Below are 5,827 nucleotides of genomic sequence, written 5' to 3' on the forward strand. Positions count from 1 at the left end.
CCTCTAAAACAGTGTTTCTCTGGGTTTCATATTCAGAAACAGGGTCTTCTACATTCCATTGTAGAAATACATCTGGCATCCCTGCATTATGTGTATTTGCTCCCGTTCCGAATTACGAATTTTTGGTTTTAAAATTAAGCTTATTTGGAGTTGTATCGGTTGTCCACAATTTTTGATACTAATGAAAAGTTTGAGACATCTAAATAAAAACCCATATTAACTCCCAAATTAATTATAGCTGCTTTAAATTTGGTATATAATTCTTGATTGTTTAAAGGCATACAAAGGTATTTTATTTTATCATCGTTATTTTTAAGTTTTGTCAGTGTAATTAAGACTGCCTTTACATTTTGGGTTTCCGATTCAACAAACAACTGATAATTATATTTATATTTTTCCTCTATTATCTCTTCTATAAAGGTTTTAAATTGGTAACCTTCTAACAAATCATTATTCAAAGTAGGATATTTCATGGTAAGAAACTCATATTCTTCATCTGTAGTCTTTATATCTTTATTATTGGAATTATGTATTTGCTCAACATATCCTGATATCATAAGATTTCCAAAATGATTAAGAACTTCAATTATGGTTAATCCCAAATTTTCATGCTTTTTTTTAAATTTCTTAAATAAGACTTCATTATTAATTGGTAAACACAGATATCTAATTTTATCGTTATTTTCTTTTTCTTTTGAAAGGACAAATGAAATTGCTTTCACATTTTTAGTTTTAGATTCAACTAAAAATTTGGTTTCACAACGATATTTTTCATAATCAAAAAATCCAAAGGGTTTCAATTCATAACCATCTAAAATTTCTAGATTGTTTTCAATATTATAACCTTCTGTTAAGAAATTAGCTTTCAATTCTTTTAGAGGGATGTCATTAGTCTTAAATTTCCATTTGATGAACCTTTTTACATCTTCTTTTACATAGTAGAATTTATTCCAAGTCACCTCCTTGATATCAATCCCAATAAGGGTTTTAAGACGTTTTAAGTAACGTTCAAAGAACTCAATGACATTGTATTGTTTTTCTATTTTTTCACCTTTATAGGTCTTGTAAATGTCTTCCACAGTAAAGTCATTTTCCTGAACTTGGAGCATTAAAAAAGCCCTATTAATTTTAGTTTTAATAAGGCTTAGTTGGCTGTTTATCAGTTCTGCATCGGGTTCTGGTGGTTTGACAATTTGTTGTTTACTGTTCCAGAATTTAGGATTGATGAATATTCCTGTTGCAAATTGATGTCTTTGTTTATTATGTGTTATCCTGCAACGAATAGGGCACATACCTTTCTTATTAAGCTTAGTTTTTCTAACTAAGAATAGTACATTTAGTTTCATAATTTTAGAATTTAAATTTTTTGGGGTACCCGAAGAAATAATTGGGGTACCTAGTGGGGTACTTTTTTATGATAAAAAACTTGGCAAGTTGGCATTTTTAGGAGATAATGCACATAATACATATAATGCAGTTATTTATAATGTGTAGCTCATTTTACTGCATAAAAAACTCCAAGCCACAAATGTAATTTCGGCTCATACTTCATCTTATTTTACTTTTCATCTCTGATAAAAAACAATAAAAGGTAGGAGTTTCAGTTATTTAGTTGTTATATACGTATAAACCCAAATTATTTAAAATCATGAAAAATTTAAATTTTAAAATTTTATACCTACTATCAATCTTAGTTTTAAGTTGTTCTAATAATGATGAAAATGGAGGTGTTAATTTAACTATTAGTGCCAGTAATTCAAGTGCTTCTAAACTTACTTCAGGTATTAAAACAGCTAATGCCGAAGTCGTTTTTACCGACTTCAAGATTTCTATAAGGGACGTTGTATTTAAAAACGATGACGACATTAATAGCAGTCTTGATACAGATGAAATTCAATTTAGAGGTCCATACCAAATTGATTTATTGGATAACACAGATGCATTATCTCAAACCATAGGAAATGCATTTGTTCCTGATGGAAAATATAAAGAAATGCGATTTAAATTTCACAAGGATGAGGACCTGCCTGCTTCGAATGACCTATTTGACAAATCTATTTATATAGAAGGCACGATAGATGGGACTCCATTTGTTTTTTGGCATGATACCAGTGAAAATCTTGATGTTGGCAGAAGTACAGGTGTTTTAGTTCAAGGCAATACGGTTAATTTTACCGTACAATTTAATATTTCCCAATTTTTGAGCTCTCTTAATCAAATTGATTTAAGCCAAGCAACTGACAATAATAATGACGGGTTGATTGAGATTTTCCCTAATGATGAAGATGGAAATCAGGATATTGCTGATGCTTTAAAAGACAATATTAAGATGGCCGCTGATTTATTAAATTAATTTTTTAAAAAGAAAATAATATGTTTAAAGGCCATCTATGTAGATGGCTTTTTTAGCACCCCTATAAAACCAAAAATCCCCACTATTTCTAGTAAGGATTTTTGCTAGTTGCTCCCCCTAATATTGTTTTGTCGAACTATTTTAATTAAGAATTGACAAAGTTTGCTTCATTATATTGTAGTAAAAATTAAAATACCCGTTCCCCAATAAATTCATAATGTTCTGCCTTTTCATCATATCTTGGCAAAACTTCTTTTGCTTTATATGGGATATATGCTATTTCATAATATCCCCGCAAAAGTTTTTACCGCATTTAGCGATTTCAATTGAATTACCAAAAAAAAGAAAAGTAAAAACCAATCAGGACTTTTAAAGGGAAAATGAAACTATGCATAAAATGCAATTAATAAAGTAAGTAGATACAAAAAAAACCGGCTTACACTTAGGTTTCTGACACTTGAGCTCGGAAACTACTTGAAAAAATAGTTGTCAAATGGATTAAAGCGGTGTTTAATCCATTAGCTGTCCATTCAGGTCCCAACTTTTACTTGAGATGATTTCACCGTTTTCATCAAAATTGCCTTCATATTCAAGGGCTCCATTAGCGTAAAATCTTTGATTAACCCATACCCTTTCTCCGTTGTTATTAGTATGGCTGACCTCCATCAAAGTGCCATCCCGATACCATTCTTTATGGGTCCAAATATCCCCTTCTAGCTTTCTTTCTTCACGCATGAGAGAAGATGGTTGACCTGAATGTGCACTGTACCATTTCTTCAAAACCAACCAGTCCCCTGACTCAAATGTTATCTCACTTTTAAGGTTGCCATCAGGATAATAGGTCTTCTCTTCAGATGGTTCGCCCTCGACATAGTTAGTTTCAGACTTTAGCTGACCGTTATGGTAATAACGCCTTTGCCAACCCTCCTTTTTACCGTCAACATAATTTTCTTCTCGTTTTGGGTTATCACTGCGTTTGTAATAACCTATCACTGCGTCTTGTTTACCATCTACATATTTTATTTCAGACTTTAATTGACCATTCCTGTAATATTCCCTCTGTAATCCCTCCAATTTACCATTGACAACATTCAACTCTTTTTTTAGATGACCACTCTCATAATACTCCTTATACAAACCCTCTTTTTTACCATTAACATAGTTTTCTTCTCCTTTTGGGCTACCGTCCTTATGCCAGTAAGAGGTTGTTCCAGTTAACGGATTGTTCCTCATTGTACTGCGCTCCCTTAATTGTCCGTTATCATACCATTGTTTAAACTCTCCATTTACAATTGAATTTTTGAAATTCCCAACCCCACTTAGCATTCCATTTTCATGCCAACTTCTCACTTCCCCATTTATAAGTCCATCAACAACGTACACTTCCTTTTCAACCTGACCATTTTTATGGAATCGTTTAATTACTCCGTTCACTTTGGTACTGTCCGTTTTATGATAGGCACATTTCTTTTTCCAAAACACATCCTTGTCATTTAAGAATTCTGTTTCCTGTCCGAATACAAATGCTGGAATTGCACACAATACAAAAAGAAGCTGTCTCATACCTTTTTTATTTTTTAAAGATAAAGATTTTATGTTTTATGGATTCTGGGAAATAAAAAAACCACCCAAAAATTGAGTGGCTTTGTTTTAGATTGCTCCCCCTAATATTGTTTTGTCGAACTATTTTAATGAAGAATTGATGAAGTTTGCTTCATTTTATGATATCAGTAATTAACATCAAGTGTTTTGTTTAATATCAAAAAACACACTCTTATTGTTTCTCAATGATTTTATTGACTTCTTTAAAAATAATTTTTGTTATGATTTAGTCTTAAATCATTCATCTTCTGACATTTCTGATAATTTCAATTGCATTATGGCTACCATAGAAGCAGCTAGTATTAGTTTCATTTCTTCGTTTAAATTCGAATCAATCCAAATTCTATTTTTATTTAACCCAAATGAACCGCCACCAAAGTATTGAACAGCACATATCGCCTTCTTGTTTTCGGTAAATTCATACCCCAGAGCAGGAAACCACCTTTTATCCTTTCCAAACCTATTTGAACTAACGGGTTCTATCCATATTACTCTATCTCCATTTGTAAGAGTACCTCCATGTTTAAATTCAGTCTTAGTTCCAGAATTAATTTGTAATGACAAGCTCCATTTATCATTAATATTACTGCTTAGTGAAATATTAGCTATAAAATTTGTTGAGTCTTTTAAAACTTCATCACTACCTAAATAGAAAATATGGAATAATTCAAAGGAATGAATCCTATCAATATTCTTGCTATACAAAGCATCTACAAAAGCTGAATCAACCATTTTATTCGTTAGAGTAAAACTAAACTTGTAATTCGTTTTAGATTCACTTTTTGTTCCTAGAATATTTGATTTCTGCACTGTAACCCCAGGCCTCATTCTACTTTTCCTTAAAACAGTGTAATCCCCGAATTTAAAATTCATAATCCTACCCAACCATGCAGTACCCATCTTTACCTTCATCATATCGGAATTACTTGAAAGATATTCACTTATAACGATATCCTTTCTTTGAGCATTAGATATTTCAGTACATGAAACAATAAAAACCAAAAAGAAAAACTTAAATAGATATAATAAATTCACGTTCTTTATCATATATTATTTTTTAGAAGTCTATTTTGAACCCAATAGCCAAAGAATTTGAGTTATATAAAGTTTCCTGCACAACTGAATTTTGCTGAGCTTTTAATGTAACTGTAGCTTTACTCTTATGTTTCCCTGCAGATATAAAGAAAGGTATACTCGCAAGTGTTGCTGCTCCACCTACATAAATTAACCAATCTCCTTTATGAACGTCTTCAACTTCTTTCAAACCTAAAGTAAAAACTTCCACATATTCATCGGCACTATTAATGACAATTCCAGACATAGTCATTAATATTCCACTACCAAATAAAATCCAGGCTACAGTTTTATTTCTTTTTTGTTTAAACGAGTGGTAGTTAAATTGCTCCTCAGTTGTCATTGTAGTTGTTCCGTCAATTAATTGAGCTGATGAAAATTGAAAAGAAATTATCAAAATTACTAAACATAGAAATTTCATAACTAATTGTTTTAGATGGATATTAAGTTTTTTGAGAAGTCCTTTGTGTGATTTAATCAGATTAATTAACGAAAGAAAAAATTGAACACAAAATGTTTTCAATTTCCTAATTTAATTACTCATTCCCATTAATTATATGATATTTATCATTAAAGCAATATTTATAATATTATGTTAAAGGATTAAATCTTAAAATATTACTATTTTCATTGACCCGAAAAATATTGATTTTTTCTAAAAATGAATGTCGAACCATAAAACAGAATATAGTAATAGAGCTTCTTTGGGATCAATCTCAAAAGTTGGGTCTAAAGAGAAAAATAATTTTCTTTGTGCTTTAAATTACATTGATGAATAAAGGCACTGAGTTATCCTTG

General features: G+C 30.9%; 5 protein-coding genes and 1 pseudogene. 1 reads left to right on the forward strand and 5 read right to left on the reverse strand.

What is annotated here, in order from left to right; genetic code table 11:
- Positions 1-97: pseudogene (locus K7G79_RS14835) on the reverse strand (endonuclease); the annotation flags it as partial.
- 43 nt (positions 98-140) lie between these two features.
- Positions 141-1,346, reverse strand: coding sequence for an Arm DNA-binding domain-containing protein (locus K7G79_RS14455; RefSeq protein WP_223552310.1), 1,206 nt, complete (start codon positions 1,344-1,346; stop codon positions 141-143).
- A gap of 302 nt (positions 1,347-1,648) precedes the next feature.
- Here K7G79_RS14455 and K7G79_RS14460 point away from each other — a divergent pair, with 302 nt between their 5' ends.
- The gene (locus K7G79_RS14460) at positions 1,649-2,353 is read left to right on the forward strand and encodes a DUF4382 domain-containing protein (protein WP_223552311.1); all 705 of its coding nucleotides are present in this window, start codon (positions 1,649-1,651) and stop codon (positions 2,351-2,353) included.
- A gap of 510 nt (positions 2,354-2,863) precedes the next feature.
- Here K7G79_RS14460 and K7G79_RS14465 read toward each other — a convergent pair.
- From K7G79_RS14465 to K7G79_RS14475, 3 genes are all read right to left on the reverse strand, one after another.
- Positions 2,864-3,916, reverse strand: a complete 1,053-nt coding sequence (locus K7G79_RS14465) for a toxin-antitoxin system YwqK family antitoxin (protein WP_223552312.1) — start codon at positions 3,914-3,916, stop codon at positions 2,864-2,866.
- Between the two features lie 276 nt (positions 3,917-4,192).
- Positions 4,193-5,002, reverse strand: a complete 810-nt coding sequence (locus K7G79_RS14470) for a hypothetical protein (protein WP_223552313.1) — start codon at positions 5,000-5,002, stop codon at positions 4,193-4,195.
- A gap of 10 nt (positions 5,003-5,012) precedes the next feature.
- Positions 5,013-5,450: a hypothetical protein gene (locus tag K7G79_RS14475; RefSeq protein ID WP_223552314.1), complete on the reverse strand. Its 438-nt coding sequence runs from the start codon at positions 5,448-5,450 to the stop codon at positions 5,013-5,015.
- Positions 5,451-5,827 lie beyond the last annotated feature (377 nt).

The organism is Aestuariivivens sp. NBU2969 (assembly GCF_019931125.1).
GTDB classification, from domain to species: domain Bacteria; phylum Bacteroidota; class Bacteroidia; order Flavobacteriales; family Flavobacteriaceae; genus Aestuariivivens; species Aestuariivivens marinum.

Excerpts from the sequence above, each read along its gene's own strand:
- K7G79_RS14470 (WP_223552313.1), bottom strand. The coding sequence starts at position 5,002 with ATGATAAAGAACGTGAATTTATTATATCTATTTAAGTTTTTCTTTTTG.
- K7G79_RS14455 (WP_223552310.1), bottom strand. The coding sequence starts at position 1,346 with ATGAAACTAAATGTACTATTCTTAGTTAGAAAAACTAAGCTTAATAAG.
- K7G79_RS14475 (WP_223552314.1), bottom strand. The coding sequence starts at position 5,450 with ATGAAATTTCTATGTTTAGTAATTTTGATAATTTCTTTTCAATTTTCA.
- K7G79_RS14460 (WP_223552311.1), top strand. The coding sequence starts at position 1,649 with ATGAAAAATTTAAATTTTAAAATTTTATACCTACTATCAATCTTAGTT.
- K7G79_RS14465 (WP_223552312.1), bottom strand. The coding sequence starts at position 3,916 with ATGAGACAGCTTCTTTTTGTATTGTGTGCAATTCCAGCATTTGTATTC.